At 70.5% G+C, this 22177-nt stretch carries 19 protein-coding genes; 10 read left to right on the top strand and 9 right to left on the bottom strand.

Annotated elements, in window-relative coordinates; genetic code table 11:
* Positions 1-305: 305 nt before the first annotated feature.
* Both ACWDN5_RS23785 and ACWDN5_RS23780 read right to left on the bottom strand, forming a co-directional pair.
* The gene (locus tag ACWDN5_RS23785; RefSeq protein ID WP_013230909.1) at positions 306-638 is read right to left on the bottom strand and encodes a GroES family chaperonin; all 333 of its coding nucleotides are present in this window, start codon (positions 636-638) and stop codon (positions 306-308) included.
* A 1-nt stretch (position 639) separates the two neighbouring features.
* A complete protein-coding gene (locus ACWDN5_RS23780; RefSeq protein WP_449677830.1) occupies positions 640-2457 on the bottom strand; it encodes an NHL domain-containing thioredoxin family protein in 1818 nt (605 codons plus the stop codon).
* Positions 2458-2622: 165 nt separating this feature from the next.
* Here ACWDN5_RS23780 and ACWDN5_RS23775 point away from each other — a divergent pair, with 165 nt between their 5' ends.
* Positions 2623-3198 carry a hypothetical protein gene (locus tag ACWDN5_RS23775; protein WP_449677816.1) on the top strand — a complete coding sequence of 192 codons (576 nt, stop codon included), beginning with the start codon at positions 2623-2625 and terminating at the stop codon, positions 3196-3198.
* On the opposite strand, the gene ACWDN5_RS23770 is transcribed toward ACWDN5_RS23775, so the two are convergent.
* The 5 genes from ACWDN5_RS23770 to ACWDN5_RS23750 all read right to left on the bottom strand — a co-directional run bounded on the left by ACWDN5_RS23770 (position 3188) and on the right by ACWDN5_RS23750 (position 8851).
* Positions 3188-3658 (bottom strand): SRPBCC family protein, encoded by a 471-nt coding sequence (locus ACWDN5_RS23770; RefSeq protein ID WP_449677815.1) that lies wholly within the window; start codon positions 3656-3658, stop codon positions 3188-3190. The two genes, ACWDN5_RS23775 and ACWDN5_RS23770, sit on opposite strands and share 11 nt — an antisense overlap.
* Before the next feature lie 176 nt (positions 3659-3834).
* On the bottom strand, positions 3835-6138 hold the full coding sequence (locus tag ACWDN5_RS23765) for an oxidoreductase (RefSeq protein ID WP_310969616.1): 2304 nt from the start codon (positions 6136-6138) through the stop codon (positions 3835-3837).
* 56 nt (positions 6139-6194) lie between these two features.
* Positions 6195-6968: an amino acid ABC transporter ATP-binding protein gene (locus ACWDN5_RS23760; RefSeq protein ID WP_310969617.1), complete on the bottom strand. Its 774-nt coding sequence runs from the start codon at positions 6966-6968 to the stop codon at positions 6195-6197.
* Positions 6965-7897, bottom strand: coding sequence for an amino acid ABC transporter permease (locus ACWDN5_RS23755; protein WP_310969618.1), 933 nt, complete (start codon positions 7895-7897; stop codon positions 6965-6967). The genes ACWDN5_RS23760 and ACWDN5_RS23755 overlap by 4 nt, the downstream gene beginning before the upstream one ends.
* 15 nt (positions 7898-7912) lie before the next feature.
* The gene (locus ACWDN5_RS23750; protein ID WP_310969619.1) at positions 7913-8851 is read right to left on the bottom strand and encodes an ABC transporter substrate-binding protein; all 939 of its coding nucleotides are present in this window, start codon (positions 8849-8851) and stop codon (positions 7913-7915) included.
* Positions 8852-9000: 149 nt separating this feature from the next.
* On the opposite strand from ACWDN5_RS23750, the gene ACWDN5_RS23745 reads away from it, so the two are divergent.
* From ACWDN5_RS23745 to ACWDN5_RS23735, 3 genes are read left to right on the top strand one after another with little or no spacing between them, the layout of a single operon-like run.
* Positions 9001-10659, top strand: a complete 1659-nt coding sequence (locus ACWDN5_RS23745) for a circularly permuted type 2 ATP-grasp protein (protein WP_310969620.1) — start codon at positions 9001-9003, stop codon at positions 10657-10659.
* Between the two features lie 10 nt (positions 10660-10669).
* A complete protein-coding gene (locus tag ACWDN5_RS23740) occupies positions 10670-11617 on the top strand; it encodes an alpha-E domain-containing protein (protein WP_310969621.1) in 948 nt (315 codons plus the stop codon).
* Complete coding sequence (locus ACWDN5_RS23735) at positions 11614-12456, top strand: transglutaminase family protein (RefSeq protein WP_310969622.1); 843 nt, start codon at positions 11614-11616, stop codon at positions 12454-12456. The genes ACWDN5_RS23740 and ACWDN5_RS23735 overlap by 4 nt, the downstream gene beginning before the upstream one ends.
* On the opposite strand, the gene ACWDN5_RS23730 is transcribed toward ACWDN5_RS23735, so the two are convergent.
* A complete protein-coding gene (locus tag ACWDN5_RS23730) occupies positions 12453-13451 on the bottom strand; it encodes a hypothetical protein (protein WP_449677814.1) in 999 nt (332 codons plus the stop codon). The two genes, ACWDN5_RS23735 and ACWDN5_RS23730, sit on opposite strands and share 4 nt — an antisense overlap.
* Positions 13452-13532: 81 nt before the next feature.
* Here ACWDN5_RS23730 and ACWDN5_RS23725 point away from each other — a divergent pair, with 81 nt between their 5' ends.
* On the top strand, positions 13533-14093 hold the full coding sequence (locus ACWDN5_RS23725) for a TetR/AcrR family transcriptional regulator (protein ID WP_310969624.1): 561 nt from the start codon (positions 13533-13535) through the stop codon (positions 14091-14093).
* Here the strand turns inward: ACWDN5_RS23725 and ACWDN5_RS23720 are convergent.
* Positions 14090-15508, bottom strand: a complete 1419-nt coding sequence (locus tag ACWDN5_RS23720; protein ID WP_449677813.1) for a M20/M25/M40 family metallo-hydrolase — start codon at positions 15506-15508, stop codon at positions 14090-14092. The genes ACWDN5_RS23725 and ACWDN5_RS23720 overlap by 4 nt on opposite strands.
* Positions 15509-15868: 360 nt before the next feature.
* On the opposite strand from ACWDN5_RS23720, the gene pdhA reads away from it, so the two are divergent.
* From pdhA to ACWDN5_RS23695, 5 genes are all read left to right on the top strand, one after another.
* Complete coding sequence (gene pdhA, locus ACWDN5_RS23715) at positions 15869-17074, top strand: pyruvate dehydrogenase (acetyl-transferring) E1 component subunit alpha (RefSeq protein WP_310969626.1); 1206 nt, start codon at positions 15869-15871, stop codon at positions 17072-17074.
* Complete coding sequence (locus ACWDN5_RS23710; protein WP_449677812.1) at positions 17074-18066, top strand: alpha-ketoacid dehydrogenase subunit beta; 993 nt, start codon at positions 17074-17076, stop codon at positions 18064-18066. The genes pdhA and ACWDN5_RS23710 overlap by 1 nt, the downstream gene beginning before the upstream one ends.
* 16 nt (positions 18067-18082) lie before the next feature.
* Positions 18083-19411 (top strand): dihydrolipoamide acetyltransferase family protein, encoded by a 1329-nt coding sequence (locus ACWDN5_RS23705; RefSeq protein ID WP_310969628.1) that lies wholly within the window; start codon positions 18083-18085, stop codon positions 19409-19411.
* 123 nt (positions 19412-19534) lie between these two features.
* Entirely contained in the window at positions 19535-20119 is a 585-nt protein-coding gene (locus ACWDN5_RS23700; RefSeq protein WP_310969700.1) for a TetR/AcrR family transcriptional regulator, read from the top strand.
* 20 nt (positions 20120-20139) lie between these two features.
* A complete protein-coding gene (locus ACWDN5_RS23695; RefSeq protein ID WP_449677811.1) occupies positions 20140-22086 on the top strand; it encodes an ABC transporter ATP-binding protein in 1947 nt (648 codons plus the stop codon).
* Positions 22087-22177: the final 91 nt, after the last annotated feature.

Below are 22177 nucleotides of genomic sequence, written 5' to 3'. Positions count from 1 at the left end.
GCTCGGCACCCTCCGGTTCCGGCTCGGCCGCGGTCAGCGGCTCGCCAGGCGCAGGCCTCGGCTCGGCGGCCTCCGCGGGCGCCAGCTCCGGCTCAGCCGCGGCCGGCAGCTCACCAGGCGCAGGCGCGAGCTCAGCCGCAGTCGGCGCGGCGTCAGTCGCGGGCGGTCCGGCGGCGTCCGCGGGCCCCGGCTCGGCGGCCGTGGCCGGCGACTCCGCAGTCGCCCCCTCGGTGGCGAGCTTGCGGATCTCCGCGCCCTCGCTTACCTCTTCGTCTGCCACGCGCCTGCCTTTCGCGGGACCCGACCTACAGGTAGAGCCCCGTCCCGTGCTCGGTGCGCTCGGTCGCCACCGCGTGGATGTCGCGTTCGCGCATCACCAGGTGCCCCTCACCCTGGATCTCGACCTCGAGCTGGTCCTCCGGGTTGAAGAGCACGCGGTCGCCGGTCTTGACGTTTCGCACGCTGTTGCCTACGCCCAGTACATCACCCCACGCGAGGCGGCGCGCGACCTGCGCCGTTGCGGGGATCACGATGCCGCCGCTGCTGCGGCGCTCTCCCTCTTCCGGCGACAGCCGCACGAGTACCCGGTCGTGCAGCATCTGGATTTCGAGTTTCGGCCCGTCAGACACGGCCTGCATGTTACCCGCCGGTCGCGGGCGTACCGGCCATGACCAGGCTCAATTCGCTGACGCCGCCGTCCTCGATGCGGATCGGGACGCCCCAGTCCTGGCGGGTGATCCGGCACGCGGGGTGCTCGCCACCGTCGTCGCAGCTCGCGGCCTGCGCCACGACCTGCAGCACGCCCTCCGTGACGCCCGGGGCCAGGCGGATCTTGCGGTTCAGATCCGTCCCCGTCCCGCCGCCGTCGGCCAGCAGCGATGGCGGAGAAGCGCTGATCTCCAGCCGCGTCGACGGGCCGAAACGGTCGTCCAGCTTCTCGCCGGGCGGGGCCGTGAACACCACCGAGAAGTCGATCTCGCCCGGGGCGAGCACCGTTGGCGGGCGGCGGACCGCGTGCGCGTCACCGGTGACGACCGTCGGCTCGGCGGCCGGCAGCGGGCCGAGGCGGTTGCCCGCGGACTCGACGACCAGCAGCTCGCCGTCGTGCAGCAGCAGCCCCTGGGGCTCGGCGAGCCCGGTGGCGATCGTGGTCACCTCGCGGGTGAAGACGTCGAAGCGGCGGACCGCGCCGTTGTAGGTGTCGGCGATCGCGATCTTGTCGCCGGGCAGCACCGCCAAGCCCAGCGGGTGCTGGAGCAGCGCTTTGTCGGCCGGGCCGTCGGTGTGACCGAAGGAGAACAGGTCGACGCCGATCGCCGTCTGCACGGTGAACGTCTCGCCGTCGGGCTCGATCCAGCGCAGCGCCGACGTCTCCGCGTCGACCAGCCACAGCTTGTCGCCGTCCACGGCCAGGCCGGACGTCTGCGCGAAGAACGCTTCGCCGACGTCGCCGTCGCGCAGGCCTTCGACGGTCGTGCCGGCGAAGCGGCGGATCGTGCCGCCGACCGGGTCGAACACGCTCAGCGTGTGGTTGCCCGCCATGGCGACGACCACCCCGCCGGCCGGGCCCCACCAGGCGACGTCCCACGGGCTCGTGAGGTCGACCGTGACGGCTTTGCCCGAGTCCGGTCCGCTGCGCCACTGGGCGCCGGTGCCGGCGACCGTCGTCACCTCGCCGGTGATCAGGTCGAGGCCGCGCAGCCGGTGGCCGGCCGTGTCGGCGACGACGGCGTGGTAGCCGACGCGCTCGGCGACGTCGTACGGCAGGAGCGCGATGCCCGACGGCTCGGTGAAGGTCGCGATGTCGAACGGACCGTCCTGGCCACCGCGGGCCCCGCTGCCGAAGCGGCGGATGACGGTCTCGCCGTCCGAAGCGAACTCGACGATCGCGTGGTGCCCGGTGTCGGCGACCAGGACGCGCCCTTCGGCGGTGGCGACGGCCTTGCTCGGGAACCGCAGCTCGCCGGGCTGCTCCTCGACCGGCACGTACGGGCTGCCGCCGCGCCGCAGCGTCCCCTTCGCTTCGTGCTTCGTCACGAGGTCGGCGATGACGCGGCGAAGCGCCTCTTCGTGCCCTTCGCCCGCGGCGACGTGCACGACGTACCCCTCGGGGTCGACGACGACGAGCGTCGGCCACGCGCGGACCGCGTACTGCGACCACAGCTCCATCTTGGGGTCGTTGACCACCGGGTGGTGCACGTCGTAGCGCCGGACCGCGGCTTCGATCGAGGCGCGCTCGCCCTCGTGCAGGAACTTCGGCGAGTGGACACCGATGGTGACCAGCACGTCCGCGAACTCGGCCTCCAGCGGGCGCAGTTCATCCAGCACGTGGAGGCAGTTGATGCAGCCGCTGGTCCAGAAGTCCAGCAGGACGATGCGCCCGCGCAGTTCGGCGAGGGTGAGGGGGCGGTCGCCGGTGTTCAGCCAGACGTCGCCGCGCAGCTCGGGAGCACGCACGCGGCTCTGCGGTCGTGGAGAAGTCACGGCATGAGTGAACTACACGCGCTCACGCTCTGTTCCGCGATCCGCCCCGATGAGAGAACAAACTCACCCGGCCGTGGGTCCCCAGGTCGGCACGAAAAAGGACGCGCGGGCGGGTGAGCCGCCGCTTAGGCTCGGGCCATGACCCCCGTCCAACCGGCCGGCGCCCTCACTCCGGAGGAGGCGCGGCACCTGCAGGAGAACCTCCGGGAACCCGTGCGTCCCGGGCTGAGCGAAACCGAGCTCGACGACGTCGAGCGCCGGTTCGGCTTCCGCTTCGCCGAGGACCACCGGACGTTCCTGTCCGCGGGCGTCCCGATCGGCGACCGCTGGCCCGACTGGCGCTGCGGCAACGCCGAGCAACTGCGCAAACGTTTGGCATGGCCGGTCGACGGCGTGCTGTACGACGTCGAGCACAACGGTTTCTGGCTGCCGGACTGGGGCACGCGCCCGGTCGGCCCGGAGGACGCGGTCCGCGAGGCCCGCCGGCGGCTGGCCGACGTGCCGCAGCTGGTGCCGGTGTGCGGGCACCGCTACCTGCCCGGCCTGCCGGGCACGGTGGGCTACCCGGTGCTGTCGGTGTACCAGACGGACATCATCGTTTACGGCTCCGACCTGCGCGATTACCTGCACCGCGAGTTCGCGACGGGCGGCATCAGCACGGCCCCACCGGACGGCCCGCGTTACATCCCGTTCTGGTCCCGCTTCATCGACTAGCTTCGGCGGCCCGCTTCAGCCGGGCCAGGGTGGCGGCGATGTTGGCGGCGTTGGTTTGCTCCCGGTCCCAGACCCCGGTGACGGTCGAGCTCGCCACCTTGAACCACGCCGGCCGTCGCTCCCACATGCTTTCGACGACGACGCAGCCATCGCGAGCGGGCTCGAAGTCGTACTGCCAGCGCGCGACGGGCAGCCCGGCCACGGAGGTGACCTCGAAGCCGAACCGGCGCCCGGGATCGGCGTCGGTGATGGTGGAGAGGGTGCTCCACCGCCGGAACCCGCGCTGGTTGCGACCGCGGAACTTGGCCCCGACGGCGGGCCCGCCGGCGCCACCGACCCACCGGTGCCCGGCGTACTCCTCGGCGAGGCCGGCGAGCTGCCCGGGGTCGCTGACCAGGGAGTAGACGGCCTCGGGAGCCGCATCGATCTCGATCCGGCCGGTGGCGTTCGGTGCGTGCACCTGGACCTCCACGTTGAGGGAACATACCGAGGGTATGTCAGAGACCGGCGTCAGGGAAACGAGCCGGGACCGAAAACGCTGTTACGGCCGGTCTTGTCAGAGCCCGCCGATAAACCGGACCTGGGGACGCCCCCGGAGAGGGCGGGGCTGGTTTGGGCGGCTGGTGGCCCGGGGGCTCAGTTGTCCCGGCGCAGCATGCGGCTCACGCCGGCCGCCACGGTGGTTGCCAAGATCCAGCCGGACGCCGTGAAGCCTGCCGCTACCCAATTGTCCGGGCCGTGCATGTACCACCTGGACTTGTTGCCGAAGTCGACGATCGGGACCAGCAGGTCCGCCGTGTAGATCACCGGGTTCCACTGCAGCCCGGTGTCCTGCTGGTTCACCACGCAGCGCTCGCCGTTGGCCACCACCCGGCCCGACTTGTCGTGGATGCAGTCGTCCGTGCCCAAGCCGAACCACAGGCTGCCCAGCACCAGCAGCGTGAGCAGCCAGCCGAGCGCTCGGACCGGGCGGTAGCCGTACCCGACCATCGAACGCTGGAGCCAGCTCCACAGCCGCACACCGGGGCCGAAGAACTTGAAGCCGCGGGCCAATGCCTCGTAGCGGAACTGCTGCTTGCGCAACGCCACCGTCGACGCGTGCTCTTCGTTTCCCGCCGCGCGCAGCATCTGCGCGAGCTGGTCGTACGGGCCCGGCCGGTAGCCGCGCATCGCGCTGCGCAGGAGCTCGATGCGCTCGTCGAGGGCCTTGTCGTCGTCGAGGGGGATCCCCTTCTTCAACGCGTCGTAGCGGAAGTCCTCCAGCTCGATGCCGTCGGACGCCGCCCAGAACTGGTTGTTGTCGCTCAACGTTCCGCAGTGGGCTCGCCTCAGCACCACGCGGCCGGCCGGTGGCGAACTCGGCGTCAGGATGAACTCGTCCGAGGCGACGTCGCCCGCGTCCAGGGCCACGCCGAACGGGGGCAGCGACCCGAGCTGGGAACCGCGCAGGTCCACGCGGCGGGCGACCTGGGCGCCGTCGAGGTTGACGCCGCCTTCGGCCACGAACGGGCGGCCGTTGTTGTCCCGGAGCGTCAGGTCGCGGCCGACGCGGCCCGTGCGGACGTCGAGCGAATAACTGCTGGTCGCGCGGCGGCCCGGGTCCGTCAACCGGGTGCCCGCCAGGTTGATCGAGCCGCCGACGTCCACGCCCTGCAGGCGCAGCGTGCCGTGGATGGTGGCGTCGGTGAGCTGGAAGTTGCCCGCGATCTTCGAGCGCCGGGCCGAGAAGACGTCCCGGCCGGGGTGGCGGAACATCGAGTTCCAGGCCAGGAAGTTGCCGCCGACGGTGACGTCGGCCAGGCGCAGCTGGCCGGTCGGCACGCGCAGGCTCGTCGCCTCGATGTCGCCGCCGATCTCGGTGCCGTCCAGGTGCAGCGCGCGGTCGTAGTACGGCACCGTCTTGCCGCGCTCGACGCGGATCTCGGCACCCGCCAGGCGCAGCGAGCCGCCGATGCGGGCGTTGACCATGCGCAGCGTGCCCAGCGCCTGCAGGCCGTCCGACAGCTCGACGTTGCCGTCGACGCGCATCCGGTCGGCGACCAGCGCCGGCCGCGGGTCGATGTACGGGTCGTTGGACTTCCACGCGTCGACCGCGATCGGGCCGTGCTGGGACACCGTCAGCTTGGCCTCGCGCAGCGAGATGTCGCTGTCCACGGTGGCGCTCGGCAGGTACATGATCCCGGTGGCGGAGAAGCGCTTCCGTTGGCTGGCGGGCCCGTAGTTGTCGACTTCGCACAGCAGGCTGCCGCCGATGTGCAGGCCGTTGCCGTTGAGCGCGAAGCCGTCCGGGTTGTTCAGCGTGGCGCCCGAGAAGTTGACGTTACCGCCGGTCCGGACGCCGGGGAGCCGGACTTCGCCGTTCGCGACCATCCGGTAGGCCAGCAACGCGCCGGTCAGCACCAGCCGGTCTGCCTGGATCGCCTTGCCGTGCGGGTGCGAGATCACCGTGCGGGTGAGCACCATCGAGCCTTCGATCACCGCATCGGTCAGGTTGACCGCGGCGTTCGGCATGCCGCGCTCGCGGTCGTCGCCGCGCTGGACGGTCGTCTCTTCGATCTCCCGCCGATCGCCGTCGACCTGGACGACGCTGCGGATCAGCCGGACGTCGTTGCGGCTGCGCATGTTGCGGGCCTTGAGCCCGGGCAGCCAGCACTTGCGGAACACCAGCCCGAGCAGGTTCGCCTCGCGCACGTCCGGCGGCTGCTCGAACCGGCAGCGCTCGAACCGGAACAGGTACTTCAGGTCCGCGGCCCGCAGGTCCAGCGTCCCGGTGATGTAGGCGTCCTCGACGTAGACGATCGGGGCGTTGGTGGCCTGACGCCGCCAGCGCATCAGGCCCGCGTTGCCGGGTTTCAGCAGCTCGGAGGCCTTGACCTCGTAGCGGCGGTCGGGAATGCCCGCGAACGGGTCGAGAGGGGGCAGCGCGCTTTCGGTCGACAAAAGTCCCCGCCCCCTCCCTCACCCGCTTTCAAACTAGCGAATCCGAACGGGTTTCGTCAGGCGTTCGGGTTGAGCACCCGGGCGAGGAACGCCTTCGTCCGCTCTTCACGCGGCTCCCCGATGACCTGGTCGGGCGGCCCTTCTTCGACGACGACCCCGCCGTCCATGAACAGCACCTTGTCCGCCACCTCGCGCGCGAACTGCATCTCGTGCGTGACGACGACCATGGTCATGCCGTCCTTGGCGAGCTGCTTCATCACGCCCAGGACGTCGCCGACGAGCTCCGGGTCCAGCGCGGACGTCGGCTCGTCGAACAGCATCAGCTTCGGCTGCATCGCCAGCGCCCGGGCGATCGCGACGCGCTGCTGCTGCCCGCCGGACAGCTGCGCCGGGTAGTTCTTCGCCTTGTCGGCGAGGCCGACGCGCTCCAGCAGCTCGAGCGCACGCTGCCGGACCTGGGCCTTCGGCTCGCGCCGGACCTGGATCGGCGCCTCCATGATGTTCTCGAGCGCCGTCATGTGCGGGAAGAGGTTGAAGCGCTGGAACACCATGCCGATGTCCTTGCGCTGCAGCGCGACCTCCTTCTCGCGCAGCTCGTGCAGCTTGTCGCCACGTTGCTGGTAGCCGACCAGCACGCCGTCGACGTAGAGCCGGCCGGCGTCGATCTTCTCGAGGTGGTTGATGCAGCGCAGCAGCGTCGACTTGCCCGAGCCGGACGGCCCGATCAGGCAGAGCACCTCGCGTTCGTGCACCTCGAGGTCGATGCCCTTGAGGACGTCGACGCTGCCGAAGCTCTTGCAGATCCGCTGCGCGGACACCACGGGCGTCATGTGACGTTCCCTCCACCCCGGCTGAACATCCTCGACGCCCAGCCCTGCCGCTGGACCACGTCCCGCGAGGTCCCGCGCGCGAACCGCTTCTCGATCTGGATCTGGACCAGCGTCAGCACCGACGTCATGAACAGGTACCAGGCGGCCGCCGTGATCAGCAGCGGGACCGTCTTGTAGTTCTGCGAGTAGATGGTCTGCACCGCGACCATCAGCTCGAAGTACCCGATGGCCACGACCAGCGACGTCGTCTTCAGCATCGAGATCGTCTCGTTGCCGGTCGGCGGGATGATCACCCGCATCGCCTGCGGGAGGATGATCCGCCGCAGCGTCTTCGTCCGGCTCATGCCGAGCGCGCTCGCCGCCTCCAGCTGGCCGGAGTCGACCGACTGGATGCCGCCGCGCACGATTTCCGCCATGTACGCGGCTTCGTTGAGCCCGAGGCCGAGCAGCGACGCGGTGAACTGGGTGATCAGCTGGTTGGTGTCCCAGCTGACGAACTCCGGCCCGAACGGGATGCCCAGGCCCAGGCGCGGGTAGGCCAGCGCCAGGAAGTTCCAGATCACCAGCTGCGTGATCAGCGGCGTGCCGCGGAACAGCCAGATGTAGATGGCCGCCGCACCCGAGGTCAACGGGTTCGGGGACAGCCGCATCACGGCCAGCAGGATGCCGCCGACGATCCCGATCAGCATCGAGATCACGGTCAGGATCAGGGTGTTCTGCAGGCCCCGCAGCACCCGGTCGTCGAAGAGGTAGTCCCCGACGACCGGCCACTGCAGTGCGTCGTTCGTGATCACGCTGCGGATCACGATGAACGCCAGGAAGAGGATGATCACCCCGGCCACCCAGCGCCCGTAGTGGCGCACCGGGACGGCCTTGATGGGCTCGGCTTCGATCGGCGCCTCGCCGGGAGGCGCTTCGGAGGAACTCACGAACTACGTCCTATCTCAGGAAGCCGGGTTGATCTCCGACTTGGTGACCGCGCCGGCGGCGTTGAGACCCCACTTGTCCAGGATCTTCTTGTACGCGCCGCTGTCGATCAGCTTCTGGATCGCACCCTGGACGGCCTTGCCGTAGTCACCGCTGTTCTTCGGCAGCACGATGCCGTACGGCGCCGTGTCGTACGGCGCGCCGACCGACTCGAGCTGGCCGTTGGTCTGCTTCACCGCGTAGTCGATGACCGGGGAGTCGGCCAGCTCGCCCTGCACGCGCTTGGCGGTGAGGGCCAGGTTGACGTCGGTCTGGGCCTGCAGCTGGGTGACCTCGATCGCGGGCTTGCCCGCGCCGGTGCAGGCGGCGTTCTTCTTGTCGAGGTCCTCGACCTGCGTGGTGCCCTTCTGGACGGCGACCTTCTTGCCGCACAGGTCGTCGGCCTTCAGGCCGTCCGGGTTGCCCTTCAGCACGGCCAGCGAGGTGCCCGCGCTGTAGTAGGAGATCATGTCGACCGACTGCAGCCGCTCCGCGTTGATGCTGAACGACGACATCGCCAGCTCGTACTTCTTGGCGCCGATGCCGGGGATGATGCCGTCGAAGGCGGCGTTCTGGAAGTCCATCTGGACGCCGAGCACCTGGCCGATGGCGGTGCCGAGGTCGACGTCGAAGCCGGCCGGCTTGCCGTTGTCGACGAACTCGTTCGGCGGGTAGCTCTGGTCCTGGCCGACCACGATCTTGCCGTCGGCCTTGATGTCGGCGGGCACCATGGCGGCCAGCGCGTCGTCCTTGGCGACCGCACCCGCGTCACCCGTTCCGGTGCCCGCGGCAGGAGCAGAGCTGCTGCTGCCGACGTTGCCCGCGCCGCTCCCTCCCGCGCCGCACGCCACGGTCAAGCCGACCAGGGCGAACGCAGGCAGCAGGGCGATCGCCTTGAGCTGGGTTCCTCGGGCCACGTCGTCACTCCTCGTAGTTCTCAGGTTCTGAGAGCACGCATATTGCCACTCATCCATACCAAAGCACAGCACCGTGAAGTTACGGCGATGTTTAGACCGTCGCTCGTCGTACCGCCGGGTATCGCGTCCGGCCCGGGGAGTGGGTAAGGATGTCGACCATGAACGCCACCCCGCCGCGGCTGCCCCCCTCCGGTCGACGCGCGAGGAAGGCGGCGACCAGCCGGATCACCCGTCCGGGAGACCGGTTCGAGGGATACCTCTCGCCGGAACGGCCGCACGCCGGCGCCTACGACGAGATGTTCGCCGCCGACGGCACGGTCCGCGGCCCGTACCGGGCGCTCTACGAGTCGATCGCCGCCCTCGACGCGCACGACCTGCAGTCCCGCTCCCAGGCCCTCGACCGGGCGATGGTCGACCAGGGCATCACGTTCTCGCTGTCCGGGCAGGAGCGGCCGTTCCCGCTGGACCTGGTGCCGCGGGTGATCCAGGCCGCCGAGTGGACGAAGCTCGAGCGCGGGGTCGCCCAGCGCGTCCGCGCGCTCGAGGCGTTCCTCGCCGACGTCTACGGCGACCGGCAGATCCTGCGCGACGGCGTCCTGCCGCGGCGGCTGATCACCTCGTGCGAGCACTTCCGCCGGGAGGCCTTCGGCATCACCCCGCCGAACGGCGTGCGCATCCACGTGTCCGGAGTGGACCTGGTCCGCGACGAAGAGGGCACGTTCCGGGTGCTGGAGGACAACCTGCGCAACCCGTCCGGGGTGTCGTACGTGATGGAGAACCGGCGCACGATGGCCCGGGTCTTCCCGGACCTGTTCGCCCAGCACCGGGTGCGACCGGTCGGCGACTACGCGTCGCACCTGCTCCGGGCGTTGCGGGCGGCGTCCGCGGCGAACGTCGCCGACCCGACGGTCGTCGTGCTCACGCCCGGCGTGCACAACTCGGCGTACTTCGAGCACTCGCTGCTGGCCCGGCTGATGGGCGTCGAGCTCGTCGAAGGCCGGGACATGTTCTGCCGCGACAACGTCGTCTACCTGCGGACCACCGAGGGCGAGCGCCAGGTCGACGTCATCTACCGGCGGATCGACGACGAGTTCCTCGATCCGGTGCACTACCGGCCGGACTCGGTGCTCGGCGTGGCCGGCATCCAGAACGCGGCGCGCGCGGGCAACGTCGTCGTCGCGAACGCCATCGGCAACGGCGTCGGCGACGACAAGCTCGTCTACACCTACGTGCCGGAGATGGTGAAGTACTACCTGAACGAGAAGCCGCTGCTGCCCAACGTGGACACCTTCCGCTGCTGGCTGCCGGACGAGTTCGACCACGTCATGGCCCACCTGGACGAGCTGGTCGTCAAGCCGGTCGAGGGCTCGGGCGGGTACGGGATCGTGTTCGGGCCGGAAGCGTCGAAGAAGGACCTCGACACGCTGCGGCGGAAGGTGCGGGCGAACCGGCGCGGCTGGATCGCGCAGCCGGTGGTCCAGCTCTCGACCGTGCCGGCGAAGGTGGACGACCGGCTCGCGCCGCGGCACGTCGACCTGCGGCCCTTCGCCGTCAACGACGGCAAGGAGATCTTCGTCCTCCCCGGCGGCCTGACCCGGGTGGCGCTGCCGGAGGGCAGCCTGGTCGTCAACTCCTCGCAGGGCGGGGGCTCGAAGGACACCTGGGTGCTCGCGTCCCGGGCGTCGACGGCCGAACGCGAACTGGAGCGGCCCGCACTCGGCGCCATGTCCGCTGTGGATGGACTGGCCGCCGAGCAGGGGCCCGAGCTGACGACGTCCCAGCAGCAGCAACAGCAACAGCAGAGCTAGGGAGGTCCGCATGCTGGCACGCAACGCGGAGTCGCTGTACTGGATCGGCCGGTACGTCGAGCGCGCCGACGACACCTCCCGCATCCTCAACGTCTCGGTCCACCAGCTGCTCGAAGACGCGACCGTCGACCCGGACCACGCGAGCCGCCAGCTCCTGGCCGTCCTGGGCATCGACCCGGCGGGCACGGAGTCCCTCGACGTGTGGAAGCTGACCGAGCTGGTCGCGTACGGGAAGGACAACCCCGCGTCGATCGTCGGCTCGATCAACTCGGCGCGCGAGAACACGCGCGGCGCCCGCGAAGTCGTCTCGACCGAGCTGTGGGAATGCCTGAACGCGACCTGGAACGCGGTGCCCGACCGGCAGCGCTACGCCCGCCGCGCCGGGCCGCACGCGTTCCTGTCGTTCGTCGAGGAGCGCGCGGCGATGTTCGCCGGCCTCGCCGACTCGACGATGTCGCGCGACGACGGCTGGCTGTTCATGGTGCTCGGCCGCTCGATCGAACGCGCCGACATGGTGGTGCGGCTACTGCTGTCCCGGGTCGCCGACCGCGCGTCCTCACCGGGCTGGATCACGGTGCTGCGCTCGGCCGGCGCGCAGGACACCTACCTGCGGACCTACCGGGGCGCGCTCGACGCCGGCCGCGTCGTCCAGTTCCTGTTGCGGGACACGCTGTTCCCGCGCTCGGTGTTCCACGCGCTGCGGCAGGCCGAAGAATGCCTGCAGCGGCTCGATCCGGGCGGTGGCTCGCGCAGCAACGAGAAGTCCGAAGCCCTGCGCGAGCTCGGCCGCGCCCGCAGCGAGCTGGAGTTCCTCCGCCCGTCGGAGCTGCTCACCGATCTGCCGCGGCGGCTCGCGGCGCTGCAGACGTCGATCAGGGACATCGGGGAAGCGGTGTCGTTGCAGTACTTCAGCACGTCGCCGTGGGTGGCGTGGAGCGGTGCGGAGGTTTCACTGTGACGTGGCAGCTGCGGGTGGCGCACCGGACGGGCTACCGGTACGCGACACCGGCGACGCAGTCGTACAACGAGGCCCGGCTGACCCCGCGTTCGGACCGCCGCCAGACGACGGTCGCGACGCGCATCGAGACGACCCCGGCCACCCGTGCCTACCGGTACACGGACTACTGGGGCACGGTCGTGACGTCGTTCGACCTCCACGCGCCGCACACCGAGTTCACCGTGCTGGCGACCTCGGTGGTCGAGACGGCCGACGAAGCGGAGCCGATCCGCACGGCGTCGTGGAAGGACCTGCGGTCCGAGACGGTGATCGACCACCGCACCGAGTACCTGACCCCGACCGACTACACCCCGCGAGACGTCACGCTGGCGCGCGAGGCCCGTTCACTGCGGACGGGCCTCGACCCGGCGGACGCGGTGCTGGCGGTGTGCGAGTGGGTGAACAAGCAGCTCAAGTACCAGCCGGGCACCACCGGCGTCCACTCGACGGCGACGGACGCCTGGCAGGCGCGCGAAGGCGTGTGCCAGGACTTCGCGCACGTGACGCTGGTGATGCTGCGCGCGATCGGCATCCCGGCGCGGTACGTGTCGGGCTACCTCCACACGAAACCGGACGCGAAGCTCGGTGAGGTGGTCGAAGGCGAGTCCCACGCGTGGGTCGACGTCTGGACCGGCGGCTGGTGGGCGTACGACCCGACGAACGCGATCCCGGTCGGCCCGCGGCACGTGTGGGTGGCGATGGGGCGGGACTACGCGGACGTGGCGCCGTTGAAGGGGATCTTCACCGGCGGTGGGCAGTCCACTTTGGACGTCTCGGTGCACCTGACCCGGCTGGCCTAGAGGAAGGCCCCGCCCGCGGCTTCGGCCAAGCCGGCCCCGAACGCCGCGGCCGGGGTGTGGGCGCCGGGCTTGCCGTCACCACGGGCGAGCCTGGCGGCCGTCTCGGCGACGACCGCCGCCGTGAAGTCCATGCCCTCGCCCGCGCGGAGCCAGCCTTCGCGCGTCGTGCCGTCCGGCCAGGTGACGACGGCGTGGCCCCAGGAGTGCGTGCGCGGGCGGGGAGCGGGCTTCGAGCGGACCGCGGCGAGCCGCCGGACGGCGAACCGGCGCACGACCGGGATCGCCACCAGCCGGCCGAGCAGCGGCACCAGCGCCCGGACCACCGGCGACACCGGCGCGAGTCCGGAGTAGACCGTGACGTCCGGCGTGCCGCTCGCACGCTGAGCGGCGATCACCTCGCCCGAGGAAACACCCGCCGCCGTCACCGACTCGCCGTCCGGCAGCGCGATGGTTCTGGGGGCCGCGCCGGTCTTGGCCCCGGTGAGGGCGTCGACGATGCTGGCGGCCAGCGCGACCCCCACGGCGCCTCCCTCGACGGCGACGGACGCCAGTGCGTCGGCCCGCACCGTGGCCGGCGTCGGCTGTCCTTCGCACAGCTTCACCACGACGGCCTCGGTGGCCAGGACGCCGAAGCCCACCCCCGTCAGGAAGGTGCTGCCGCCGGCCTGGGCCTCTTCGTGCAGGTCGAGCAGCCGCGAGACGGCGACGAGGTCCGCGGCCAGGTCGAGGTAGTGACCCCCGGGCAGGCACGCGCGGGCGATCGCGGGGGCCGTCGCCGCGTACTCGCCGATCGTGTTGATGACGACCGCCGGCCGCCGGCGCCGGATTTCCGCCGCGATGGCGTCGGCCCCGTCGGCGACGACGAACTCCCCGCCGAGCGCCTCGAGCCGCGCCCGGTCGCGCCCGACCAGCACGGCCGGCAGCCCGCGTGCGGTCAGTGCGGCGGTGACGGCCCGGCCGGTGCGGCCCGCTGCGCCGAGAACCCAGATCTCCACGGTTTCCTCCAGTGACGTCTCAGTGTGTCATCACTGAGGCTAGCATGTGATGACACACTGAGACGTCGGTTAGGCTGAGCCGTGGCCAGATGGGATCCCGGGACCGCGGACCGGCTGCGGAAAGCCGCGCTGGAGCTGTACGCCGAGCACGGCTACGACGCCGTGACGATCACGCAGATCGCCGAGCGCGCCGGGATCACGCGCCGCTCGTACTTCCGCTACTTCCCCGACAAGCGCGAAGTCCTCTTCGCCGGCGCGGAACAGCTGCCGCCCGCGGTCGCCGAAGCGGTGCTCGCCGCCGAAGAAGGCGAGTCACCGCTTCGGACCGCGCTCACCGCGCTGGCCGAAGTCGGCACGCGGGTCACGCAGCTCGTCGACCCGTCACCGGAACGCCGGACGGTCATCGCGGCGACGCCCGAACTCCGCGAACGCGAGCGGAGCAAGGCCGCCGCGATCACGGCCGCGATCCGGGACGCCCTCGAACGCCGGGGCACCGCGCCCGAGCTGGCGAAACCCGCAGCCCAGGTCGCGGCGATCATCCTCGGCGACGCCTTCGACCGCTGGATCGACTCGGGCGGCGCCCACGACTTCCCGGCCTACCTCGACGCGGCCGCCGAAGCGTTCCGGGAGGCTTGCCGCTAGCCGCGCGCGTGCGCGTCCAGGATGTGCGCGACGGCCTCGGTGACCTGCTGCGCGTAGTCCAGGTGCAGCCACTCGTCCGGCACGTGGATGTTCGAGTCGGCTCCGCAGGCACCCGTGACCAGGAACTGCGCCTCCGGGAACTTCCGGGAGAGCAGGCCCATGAACGGGATCGAGCCACCCATGCCGGTGGCGCGGTGGGGGCGGCCGAAGACCTCGTCGCTGACCGTGCGCAGGGCCGTCGTCAGCCACGGCGACTCCGTCGGCGCGTTCCAGCCGTTCTCCGCCTGCGGCGAGCCGAGCGTCACCTTCGCGCCGTACGGGACGTCCGTGGTCAGGGCGCGCTTCACGGCTTCGAGCGCCTTCTCGGCGTCGGCCGTCGGCGGGAGGCGGAAGCTCAGCGTCAACGTCGTGCTCTCGCGCAGGACGTTGCCGGCGTCGGCGGGCCTCGGGAAGCCGTCGGCGCCGATCACCGACAGCGTCGGGCGCCACGCGTTGTTGAGCATCAGCTCCAGCGCGTCCTCGGTGATCACGCGGCCGCCTTCGACCAGCGGGAACGCCTTCGACAGCGCCTCCGGGAAGTCCTGCGAGACGGCCTTGAGCTCGGAGAGCCGGTTCGCCGGGACGTCGACCTTGAGCTCGTCCAGCAGCAGCTCGCCGGTCGCGCTGTCTTCGAGGCGTTCGATCAGGTGGCGCAGGATCCGGAACGAGCTCGCGACGACACCCGACGCGATGCCCGAGTGCTGCGCCGAGCCCAGCAGCTGCACGGTGACGTCCAGGTGCAGCATCCCGCGCAGGCTGGTGACCAGCCACAACCGCTCGTAGTCGCTGCCGCCGGCGTCGAGGCAGATCACCAGCGACACCTCGCCGATCCGGTCGGCCAGGTGCTCGACGTAGGCGGGCAGGTCGGGGCTGCCGGACTCCTCGCCGGTCTCCAGCAGCAGCACGATGCGGGCGTGCTCGCCGCCGGCCGCGTGCACGGCTTCGATCGCCGTGGTCGCCGCGTAGCCGGAGTAGCCGTCGTCGACGGACCCGCGGCCGTACAGCCGGCCGTCGCGGATCACCGGGGTCCACGGGCCGAGGCCCTCGGACCAGCCGCCGACCGGGGGCTGCTTGTCGAGGTGGCCGTACATCAGGACGGTGCCCTTGTCCGCCGCGCCCGGGGTCGCCGGGACGTCGACGAGCAACAGCGGGGTCCGGTCTTCGAGCTGGACGACCTCGAGGGTGGCGCCGGGCAGGTCACGCCCGGCGATCCACGCGCGGACGTGGTCGACGGCGGCGGCGAGGTGGCCGCTGTTCGCCCAGTCGGCGTCGAAGGCCGGGGACAAGGCGGGGATCGCCACCAGTCCGGACAGGCTCGGGATGACGTCGCCGGTCCACGACGCCACTACGGATTCACGCACGGTTTTCTGCTCCACCCGGCCCATCGTGCCACGGGGGTCCGACAGTGCGGCACGTCACAACATCGCCACCAAGGCGGGTGATCACGTGATCACCCGGCCGAAGCACGCCTGGTGAGGGCGCGCGTCGATTCCCTACTCTCGTAGGTCCGATGCTCGGGCTTCCTAGCGTTTCCCCTGTTCAGGGCCCCTTTCTCAGCAACAAATCAGCAACCGCGTCTCACCAAAGCGCGGACCTTCGTGCCAGGATGTCGGCGTGAACCGTCAACGCCGACGGTGACCGAGCGCTTCGGACCCGATGCGCTGGTCCCCGCCGGTGCAGTCGCTGTGGTCGCCACAAGCGGCCGCCAGAGGCACCGACACCGAGGAGTACTGCGCATGCCGTCCGAACAGTGGACGCACCCGGAGCCCGGAGACGGGCCGGCCGCCGTCGCGGCCCAGCCGTCCCCCGAGCAGGTGATCGCCGGATTGCGGGCAACCAGCGAAGGTGGCGCTGAGCTGACTCAGCTGCTCACCCCCGAAGGCGAACGGGTTCCCTCGCCCCAGTTCGACAAGTACGTCGAGGACGTCGACGCCGAGGCGCTCCGCGGCCTGTACCGCGACATGGTCCTGGTCCGGCGGGCCGACCGCGAGGCCAACGCCATGCAGCGCCAGGGCCAGCTCGGCATCTGGGTCCCGCTGCTCGGCCAGGAGGCCGCGCAGATCGGCTCCGGCCGCGCGCTGAAGGCCCACGACATGGCGTTCCCCAGCTACCGCGAGCACGGCGTCGCGTACGCGCGCGGGGTCGACATGAAGGACCTGCTGGGCATCTTCCGGTGCACCGACCACAGCGGCTGGGACTACCGGCAGCACGGTTTCCACCCGTACACCATCGTGATCGGCAACCAGGTGCTCAACGCCGCCGGCTACGCGATGGGCCAGAAGTTCGAGGGCAAGGTCGGCGACGACGACGGCGAAGCGACCATCGTCTACTTCGGCGACGGCGCCACTTCGCAGGGTGACGTCCACGAGGGCTTCGTCTGGGCCGCCGTCTACGACGCGCCGCTCGTCTTCTTCTGCCAGAACAACCAGTGGGCCATCTCGGAGCCGACCGAGCGCCAGTCGCGCCTGCCGCTGTACCAGCGCGCCCGCGGCTACGGCTTCCCCGGCATCCGCGTCGACGGCAACGACGTCCTGGCCTGCCTGGCGGTGTCGCGCTGGGCGCTCGACGAGTGCCGCCACGGCAACGGCCCGGTGCTGATCGAGGCGTTCACCTACCGGATGGACGCGCACACGACGACCGACGACCCCACCCGCTACCGGCTCTCCGACGAGCTGGAGGAGTGGAAGCTCAAGGACCCGATCGAGCGCGTCCGCGCGTACCTGGCCCGCGGCGGCTACGCCGACCAGGCGTTCTTCGACAGCGTCCAGGCCGAGGCGGACACCTTCGCCGCCGACCTGCGCGAGTACACGTTCAACATGCCCGAGCCACCGCCGGAGCGGATCTTCAGCAACGTCTACGCCGAGGGCAACCCGGTGCTGGACGCGCAGCGCGAAGAGTTCCTGTCCTACCTCGACGGCTTCGTATCGGCGGGTGAGCACTGATGTCCGACCTCCAGAAACTCACCATCGGCAAGGCCCTCAACCTCGGCCTGCGCCGCGCGATGGAAGAGGACCCGAAGGTCCTGATCATGGGCGAGGACGTCGGCAAGCTCGGCGGCGTCTTCCGGATCACCGACGGCCTGCAGAAGGACTTCGGCGAGCAGCGCGTGCTGGACACGCCGCTCGCGGAGTCGGGCATCATCGGCACCGCGGTCGGCCTGGCCGTGCGCGGCTTCCGGCCGGTCTGCGAGATCCAGTTCGAGGGCTTCATCTTCCCGGGCTTCGACCAGATCTCCTCGCAGCTGGCGAAGCTGCACTACCGGACGCAGGGCAAGATCAAGATGCCGGTCGTGATCCGGGTGCCGTTCGGCGGCGGGATCGGCGCGGTCGAGCACCACTCGGAGTCGCCGGAGTCGCTGTTCGCGCACATCCCGGGCCTCAAGGTCGTGTCCATTTCGAACGCCGTCGACGCCTACTGGGGCATCCAGGAGGCGATCAAGTCGGACGACCCGGTGCTGTTCTTCGAGCCGAAGCGGCTGTACCACTCGGGTGCGCTGCGGGCCGAAATCGACGTCACCGGCACACCGGTTCCGGCGTTCTCCTCGCAGGTCGTGCGCGAAGGCACGACGGCGACGGTCGTGGCGTACGGCCCGTCGGTGAAGGTCGCCCTCGACGCGGCCGCCGCGGCCGAGGACGAGGGCAAGTCCCTCGAGGTCATCGACCTGCGCACGCTCTCGCCGCTGGACCTCGGCCCGGTGTTCGAGTCGGTGCGCAAGACCGGACGGCTGATCGCGCTGTCGGAGGCGCCCTCGGAGTCGTCGCTGACGTCGGAGATCGCCGCGCGCGTCCAGCAGGAGTGCTTCTACTCGCTGGAAGCGCCCGTCCTCCGGGTGACCGGGTTCGACACGCCGTACCCGCCGGCCAAGCTCGAGGAGCACTACCTCCCCGACCTGGACCGGGTGCTGCACGCCGTCGACCGCTCGCTCGCCTGGTAAGGGGGATTTCCACGCAATGCCCACGTACAAGCAATTCCCCCTGGCCGACACGGCGGAGGGGCTGACCGAAGCCGACATCCTGTCCTGGCACGTGAAGCCGGGCGACACGGTGACGGTGAACCAGATCGTGGTCGAGATCGAGACCGCGAAGGCCGCCGTGGAGCTGCCGATCCCGTGGGCCGGGGTCGTCACGGAGCTGCACGTCGAGCCGGGGCAGACAGTGGAGGTCGGCACGCCGATCCTGACCATCGACGTCGACCCCGGCGGCGCCGCGGCGCCCGCTCCGGCACCGGCCGCGCCGGCCGCCGAACCGGCCGAGGAGGAGATGAAGCCGCTGGTCGGCTACGGCTCCAAGACGGTGGTCACGCAGCGGCGTGCCCGCAAGGGTGCGGCTCCCGCGGCCGCGGTTGCGGCTCCTCCGGCGCCTGTTGCTCCGGCCCCTGCCGCTCCGGCGCCCGCGGCCCCGGCTGCTCCGCGCGGTGGGTACGTCCCGCTGGCGAAGCCGCCGGTGCGGAAGCTGGCGAAGGACCTCGGCGTCGACCTGCACGCGCTGACCGGCACCGCCGAGGGCGGCGTGATCACCCGCGACGACGTCGAGCGTGCCGCCAACGGAACTCCGGTCGTCACCGCCGTCGCGGACAACGGGTCCCGCGAGCGGCGCGTGCCGATCAAGGGCGTCCGGAAGATGACCGCGGCCGCGATGGTGCAGAGCGCGTACACCGCTCCGCACGTCACGGAGTTCCTGACCATCGACGTCACGCCGATGATGGAGTTCCGCGAGAAGCTGAAGAAGTCGCGGGAGTTCGCCGGGGTCAAGGTCACGCCGCTGACGTTCGCCGCGAAGGCCGTGTGCCTGGCGGCGAAGCGGACGCCGGACGTCAACGCCGTCTGGGACGAAGCGGCGCAGGAGATCGTCTACAAGGACTACGTCCACCTCGGGATCGCCGCGGCCACCCCGCGCGGCCTGATCGTGCCGAAGGTCCGTGACGCCGACTCAATGTCGCTGAAGGAGCTCGCTCAGGCGCTGACGGCCCTGACCGACACCGCCCGCGAGGGCAAGACGTCCCCGGCGGACATGGCGAACGGCACGATCACGATCACGAACGTCGGCGTGTTCGGCGTCGACACCGGAACGCCGATCATCAACCCGGGCGAGTCCGCGATCCTGTGCCTCGGCGCGATCAAGGACCAGCCGTGGGTGGTGGACGGCGAAATCAAGGTCCGCAAGGTGCTCCAGCTGTCGCTGAGCTTCGACCACCGAGTGGTCGACGGCCAGCAGGGCTCGGAGTTCCTCGCCGACGTCGGCGCCCTCCTGGCCGACCCGGCGATGGCCATGACGTACTGAGTTTTCGCAGGTGAGGGCCGCCTTCGGGCGGCCTTCACTTTTACTCATTTGACGGAGTGAGTGCTCACTCCGCACACTGGTGGCATGACACCAGCACCCGAGACCCGGCGCAGAGCGCCGAGCATGAGCGCCGAAGACCGGCGCGCCATGATCGTGCACGCGGTGCTGCCGCTCCTGATGGAGCACGGCACGGCGGTCACGACCAGCCAGATCGCCCGCGCCGCCGGCATCGGCGAGGGCACCATCTTCCGCGCGTTCAAGGACAAGGACGAGCTGTTCGACGCCTGCACCGCCGAGGTGCTGCGCCCCGACCACGTCCTCGACGCGATCGCCGAAATCCCCATCGAACAACCCCTGGCGGACCGGCTCGTCGAGGCCGCCGAAGCGCTCGGCGCGCATTTCGAGCGGATGGGCGCGCTGATGGGCGCCCTGCACGCGACCGGCAGGCACAAGCAGCGCGACCCCGAGCAGCGCCTGAAGAACCGCACGATGAAGGGCGGCCGCAGCGAGTCGATGGCCGCCATGCGCGGCGCGATCACCGAACTGTTCGAGCCCGAGAAGGACCGGCTGCGGCTGAGCCCCGAACAGCTGGCCGCGTTGTTCCTGACCCTGCTGTTCGGCGGCCGCCGGATGGCCCCGGTCGACGACGCGCCCACCACGCGCCAGGTGGTCGACGTCTTCCTGCACGGCGCGGTGGAGGCTCAGTGATCCCGGGCGGTGGGGGCGGCATGGAGTTCATGCTGGCTCGGCGAGGAAGACGGCGGCACGCCGTCACGGTGCCGGAGAGCGGGCTCACCGGGCCCGTCGACATTCCCGAACCGAAGCAGGACGACCAGCCGAAGGACCTGCGCTCGCGGCTGCGGCGCGCGAAGACGTCGGTGGCGGGCACGGTCCGCGGCCTGCCGAAGGTCGTCAAGCTGACCTGGCAGGCCAGCCCGGTCCTGACGATCCTCTTGGCGCTGATCACGCTGCTGTCGGGGCTCCTGCCGACAGTGACCGCGTACGTCGCGAAGCTGCTGCTCGACGCCGTCGTCGCGGCGATCCAGGGCAAGGGGACCACGGGCGACATCGTGAACGTCGCCCTGTTCCAGTTCGGCGTGCTCGCCGCGACCGCGATCAGCAGCGCGCTGACGTCGATCGCGCAGTCGCTGCTGCAGGAGCGCATGACGCTGACCATCCGCCACCAGGTGATGGCGCACGCGAGCGAGCTGCACCTCGCGTACTTCGAGGGGTCGGCGTCCTACGACATGCTGCGCCAGGCCGCGCAGGAAGCGCCGACGCGGCCGCTGTCGATGATGAACTCCGCGCTGGGGCTCGTGCGGACGCTGATCACGTTCGGCAGCATGATCGCGCTGCTCGTCGCGATCAGCCCGCTGCTGGCGCTGGTCGCGCTGGTGGCGCCGATCCCGGCGTTCATCTCGCAGTCCAAGTACGGCTCGCGCGCGTTCTGGCTGACGTTCCTGATGTCACCGATCAAGCGGCGGATGGATTACCTGTCTTCGCTGGTCACAACGGACACGTACGCCAAGGAGACGAAGCTGTTCGGGCTCGGCCCGTACTTCGTCGACCGCTTCCGCCGGCTCGGCGTGGTCTCGTACGAGCGGCAGCGGAAGCTGACGATCAACCGCAACGTCAGCTCGACGGCTTGGGGGCTGCTGAGCACGCTCGCGGGCTCGGCGATCGCGCTGTACATCGCCCTGGAGGCGGTCGGCGGCCGGCTCACCCTGGGCGACCTGGCGTTGTACACGGCCGCGGCGACGTCCGTGCAGACGTCGGTGTCCGGCCTGTTCACGGCGTTTTCGGGGATGTACGAGAACAATCTCTACTTGGACACGCTGTACCGGTTCCTGGACACGAAGCCGGAGATCACGGCGCCCGCGGCACCCCGGCCGTTCCCGTCTGTTGTGGATGGTCACATCGAGTTCGATTCGGTGACCTTCGCCTACCCGGGCTCGGACGAGCCGGCGCTGGAGGACGTCAGCTTCGAGATCCGCCCGGGCGAGACGGTGGCGGTGGTGGGCCGCAACGGCGCGGGCAAGTCGACATTGTTCAAGCTCCTGTGCCGGCTGTACGACCCGACCGGCGGCGTCATCCGCCTCGACGGCGTGGACATCCGCGAGTACGACCCGGTCGAACTGCGCGCCCGGATCAGCGCGATGTTCCAGGACTACGTGACGTACCAGGGAACTGCGGCGGAGAACATCGGCCTGGGTGAACTCTCCCGGCTGGAGGATCGGCCGCACATCGAGAATTCGGCCAGGCGGGCCGGAGCGGACGAGCGCATCGAGCGGCTGCCGCAGGGGTACGACAGCCCACTCGGACGCTGGTTCGACCAGGGCGTCAGCCTGTCCGGCGGCGAGTGGCAGAAGATCGCCCTGGCCCGGGCGTTCCAGCGGGAGGCGCCGATCCTGATCCTCGACGAGCCGACGTCGGCGTTGGACGCACAGGCCGAACACGACCTGTTCTCGCGGTTGCGTTCGCTGTCCGAAGGGCGGACGACGCTGTACATCTCGCACCGGTTCTCGACGGTCCGGCAGGCGGAGCGGATCCTGTTGCTGGACCACGGGAAGGTGGCCGAGTACGGCACGCACGAGGAGCTGATGGCGGCGAAGGCGGGGTACGCCGAGCTGTTCACGTTGCAGGCGCGGGCGTACTTGGACGAGGTGCCGAGCTAGACGAGTGATGCGTAACTCGGTCAGTGGTCGTAGGCGGTCAGGGATCGGGTGATGGGTTGGCTGGTGGTGCGGTTGTGCCAGATGGCGGCGG

This window comes from Amycolatopsis sp. NPDC003731 (assembly GCF_053586895.1).
This window is presented reverse-complemented; position numbering and strand designations above follow the sequence as displayed.

What these genes read in the sequence shown, in the direction of transcription:
- ACWDN5_RS23785 (WP_013230909.1), bottom strand. Translation starts at nt 638, where the DNA reads ATGCAGGCCGTGTCTGACGGGCCGAAACTCGAAATCCAGATGCTGCAC.
- ACWDN5_RS23775 (WP_449677816.1), top strand. Translation starts at nt 2,623, where the DNA reads ATGACCCCCGTCCAACCGGCCGGCGCCCTCACTCCGGAGGAGGCGCGG.
- ACWDN5_RS23760 (WP_310969617.1), bottom strand. Translation starts at nt 6,968, where the DNA reads ATGACGCCCGTGGTGTCCGCGCAGCGGATCTGCAAGAGCTTCGGCAGC.
- ACWDN5_RS23745 (WP_310969620.1), top strand. Translation starts at nt 9,001, where the DNA reads ATGTCGACCATGAACGCCACCCCGCCGCGGCTGCCCCCCTCCGGTCGA.
- ACWDN5_RS23740 (WP_310969621.1), top strand. Translation starts at nt 10,670, where the DNA reads ATGCTGGCACGCAACGCGGAGTCGCTGTACTGGATCGGCCGGTACGTC.
- pdhA (WP_310969626.1), top strand. Translation starts at nt 15,869, where the DNA reads ATGCCGTCCGAACAGTGGACGCACCCGGAGCCCGGAGACGGGCCGGCC.
- ACWDN5_RS23710 (WP_449677812.1), top strand. Translation starts at nt 17,074, where the DNA reads ATGTCCGACCTCCAGAAACTCACCATCGGCAAGGCCCTCAACCTCGGC.
- ACWDN5_RS23705 (WP_310969628.1), top strand. Translation starts at nt 18,083, where the DNA reads ATGCCCACGTACAAGCAATTCCCCCTGGCCGACACGGCGGAGGGGCTG.
- ACWDN5_RS23700 (WP_310969700.1), top strand. Translation starts at nt 19,535, where the DNA reads ATGAGCGCCGAAGACCGGCGCGCCATGATCGTGCACGCGGTGCTGCCG.
- ACWDN5_RS23695 (WP_449677811.1), top strand. Translation starts at nt 20,140, where the DNA reads ATGGAGTTCATGCTGGCTCGGCGAGGAAGACGGCGGCACGCCGTCACG.